The organism is Microbacterium sp., from assembly GCF_011620665.1.
Lineage (GTDB): Bacteria > Actinomycetota > Actinomycetes > Actinomycetales > Microbacteriaceae > Microbacterium.
In genome coordinates, this window is sequence record NZ_WOYQ01000009.1 from 1 (window position 1) to 3,745 (window position 3,745).

Annotated in this window: 3 protein-coding genes; all 3 read left to right on the forward strand. The window is 67.7% G+C overall.

Features of this window, described 5'->3' with window-relative positions:
* The coding region (locus QZV81_RS01895) for a DEAD/DEAH box helicase (RefSeq protein WP_292831643.1) at positions 1 to 1,424 on the forward strand (1,424 nt) is incomplete at its 5' end.
* Between the two features lie 57 nt (positions 1,425 to 1,481).
* Entirely contained in the window at positions 1,482 to 2,498 is a 1,017-nt protein-coding gene (locus tag QZV81_RS01900; protein WP_292831646.1) for a M15 family metallopeptidase, read from the forward strand.
* A 69-nt stretch (positions 2,499 to 2,567) separates the two neighbouring features.
* A complete protein-coding gene (locus QZV81_RS01905) occupies positions 2,568 to 3,731 on the forward strand; it encodes an acyl-CoA dehydrogenase family protein (protein ID WP_292831649.1) in 1,164 nt (387 codons plus the stop codon).
* Positions 3,732 to 3,745: the final 14 nt, after the last annotated feature.

The following is a 3,745-nucleotide window of genomic DNA, read 5'->3' on the forward strand; positions in this document are numbered from 1 at the left end:
CGGATCGTCCGGTTCGGTCGAACACGGATCGTCCGGATCGTCCGGCGCGTTCGTTCCCTGACCGTCCGCGTCGCGATGCGGGCGACCGTCGTCCCGCGCGCACGGTCGCCGCTGCGGACGGCGTGTACGCCGGAAACCGCTCCGACTGGCACGCAGAGGGCAAGGCGAAGGCCCATCAGGACCACGTGGACGTCGTGCACGAGAAGCTCCAGGCCGAGGCAGTTCAAGCCGAAGCGACCGCGGGGGTGACGTTCGGCAGCCTGGGCCTCGGCGAGAACATCGTGCGGGTCCTCGCCGAGCTGGGCGCACCATCGCCGTTCCCGATTCAGGCCGCCACGATCGCCCCGATCCTCGCGGGCAAGGACGTTCTCGCTCGCGGCCGTACCGGTTCGGGAAAGACCATCGCGTTCGGCGCCCCGCTCGTCGAGGCGATTCTGCGCGGCCAGGCCGGCAAGCGCCGTGAGTTCGGTCGCACGCCCAAGGCGCTGGTCCTCGCGCCGACCCGTGAGCTGGCTCTTCAGATCGACCGAACGATCCAGCCGATCGCTCGCAGCGTCGGGCTCTTCACGACCCAGATCTATGGTGGGGTGCCGCAGGCACGCCAGGTGGGAGCCCTCCGCAAGGGTGTCGACATCATCATCGGCACGCCCGGTCGTATCGAAGACCTTCAGGCGCAGGGCAAACTCGATCTTTCGGACGTGCAGATCGTCGTGCTCGATGAAGCCGACCACATGAGCGAGCTCGGATTCCTCGAGCCGATGCAGCGCATCCTCCGCCTTGTGCACGACGGCGCGCAGAAGCTCCTGTTCTCCGCCACGCTCGACCGTGAAGTCGCCGCGCTCGTCGACGAGTTTCTCGTCGACCCCGCCGTGTACGAGGTCGCCGGCGAGGACCAGGATTCGGGCACGATCGATCACCGTGTGCTCGTGATCGATCACCGTGACAAAGCAGAGATCCTCACTTCGCTCGTCGATCGCGCCGGGAAGACGCTTGTCTTCGCACGCACCCGGGCCTATGCCGAGATGCTCGCCGAACAGTTCGATGACGCGGGCATTCACGCCGTCGCCCTGCACGGCGACCTGAACCAGGCCAAGCGCACGCGCAATCTCGAGCGCCTGACGTCGGGCCGGGTCAGCGTGCTGGTGGCCACGGATGTCGCAGCCCGCGGCATCCACGTCGATGACATCGACCTCGTGATCCAGGCCGACCCGCCCGATGAGTACAAGACGTATCTGCATCGCTCCGGTCGCACCGGGCGTGCCGGCCGCCCCGGCACCGTCGTGACCCTCATCACGCGCCAGCGCCAGCGCCGCATGACCGAGATGCTCGATCGAGCTGAGATCGAGGCGCCGTTCGAGAACGTCCGCATCGGCGACGACCTCATCGAGGAGCTCAGCGGTCGTCAGGTGAACCCCGCGGGCTGATCGGACTCAGCGCCTGTCCGGGGGGCGGAACGGGCAGCGACGGTTGACAATGGAACCATGCCGGAACCCGCTCCGACTCTGTCCCGCCGCGCCGCCCGGGCGAACATGCGTCTGCATGCTGCCGATCAGGCGAGGCACGCGCGGGCGAGCGTCGCGGATCGTGTGCGTCGCGGGGTGCTGCTCGTCAGCGCAGCCCTGCTGCTCATCGGCGCTGCCGTTGCGGTGACGGCGGTGGCTGGATCTCCGGTTGCCGGCGAAACCCGCCTCGGCGAGCACAGCGTCGCTCCTCCGCTGCCCGCTGCCGCACCGGTCACGGCGCTGCCGGTGCCGGCTCAGAGTATGGTCACCGCGGCATCCTGCGCCACGCCGGCGGTTGCGGCGGCGCTTGAAACCGGCACCGATGCCGACGTCATCACCGCGTTCGGCGGGGCCGGCGCGTTGCGGGACGCAGTGGTCGGCGGCCGAGCGCCGTGCGTCTCGCTGTCCGCAGCCGATCGAGTCTGGGTCGTCGTCAACAAGCGGCGTCCACTGGACCCCCCCGACTACGTCCCGGCATCCTTCATGCGCCCTGAGGCGATGCAGCGGACCGCTGACGTCCGGCTGCGCCCCGACGCCGCAGCTGCCTTGACCGCGCTCGTCGCAGCGGCCGCCGACGAGGGCGCCGGGGCGATCGGCCTGAACAGCGCCTACCGGTCGTACGCGTCGCAGCAGAGCACCTACCGGGGCTACGTGAACTCGCTCGGCAAGGCCGACGCCGATCTCACGAGCGCCCGCGCGGGGCACAGCGAGCACCAGACCGGGATCGCCGCGGATCTCGTCGCGTGTTCACGCGGATGTGGCGGCATCGAGGCCTTCGCCGGCACCTCACAGGCCTCGTGGCTGGCCGACAACGCTTGGCGCTTCGGGTTCATCGTCCGCTATGAAGACGGACAGACAGCCACCACCGGCTACGAATGGGAGCCCTGGCACGTGCGCTACCTCGGAGCGGAATTGGCTGCCGCCTATCACGAGGGCGGGTTTCACTCCCTCGAGGCTTTCTTCGGGTTGCCCGCCGCACCGGACTATGGCGACTGATACCCAGTATCATGAATGGTGGGATCTGATCCCACAGGCGTACACACGAGAACGAGAGGAAGGCGCACGATGGAGCGCGAGATCTACGACGAGGACCACGAGGCGTTCCGCAAGGTCGTCAAGGAATTCCTGAAGCGGTATGCGACCGAAGCGAAACGCACGCAGTGGGATGCTGACGGTGAAATCGACCGTGAGACGATGCTCGCGGCGGGCGCACAGGGCCTGATCGGACTCAGCGTGCCCGAGGAGTTCGGCGGTGCCGGGATGCTGCAGGACTATCGATTCCGCGCGGTCGTGAACGAGGAGATCGTCGGCGCGGGCCTGGGCTCGCTCGCGGGAGCCTTCGGCATCCAGGATGACCTTGCGGTGCCCTACATCGTGCACATGGGCACGCAGGAACAGAAGCAGAAGTGGCTGCCCGGCATGGCGACCGGCGAGATACTCGGCGCCCTCGCGATGACCGAGCCTGGAGCGGGCAGCGACCTGCGCGGCATCCGGACCACGGCGAAGAAGGCAGACGGCGGCTACATCGTCAACGGTGCGAAGACCTTCATCTCTTCGGGCAAGACTGCGGACATCGTCGTCACGTTCGTCAAGACCGGCGAAGGCAACCGCCCGGACGCGTTCAGTCTGCTGATCCTCGAGGACGGCATGGCCGGCTTCGACCACGGCAAGAAGCTCCAGAAGATGGGCTTCCACGGCTGGGACACCGCCGAGCTGTCGTTCGTCGACGTCTTCGTCCCGGACGAGAACCTGATCGGCGGCAAGGAGGGGCTCGGGTTCATCCAGCTCATGATGAACCTGCCGTTGGAGCGCCTGTCGATCGGGGTCGCGGCGGCGGCGGCCGGCGAGGCCGCTTTCGTCTGGAGCCGTGACTACACGCTCAGCCGCGAGGCCTTCGGCCAGCGGGTCGCGGACTTCCAGAACACGCGGTTCCGGCTCGCCGACATGGCGACGACCGTCGATGTGCTCTGGACCTACATCGACCGCGCGATGATGCTCTACAAAGACAAGAAGCTCACCGCCGAAGAGGCCGCGAAAGTGAAGTTCTGGGCGACCGATCGCGAGGCCGAGCTTCTCGACATCGGCGTGCAGCTGCACGGCGGCTACGGGTACATCACCGAGTACCCGATCGCGCGCGCCTACCTCGACGCGCGCGTCCACCGCATCTACGGCGGTACGAACGAGATCATGCGCGACATCGTCTCGCGCCAAATCGTCGGCAAGCGCTGACCGGACGGGGCTGA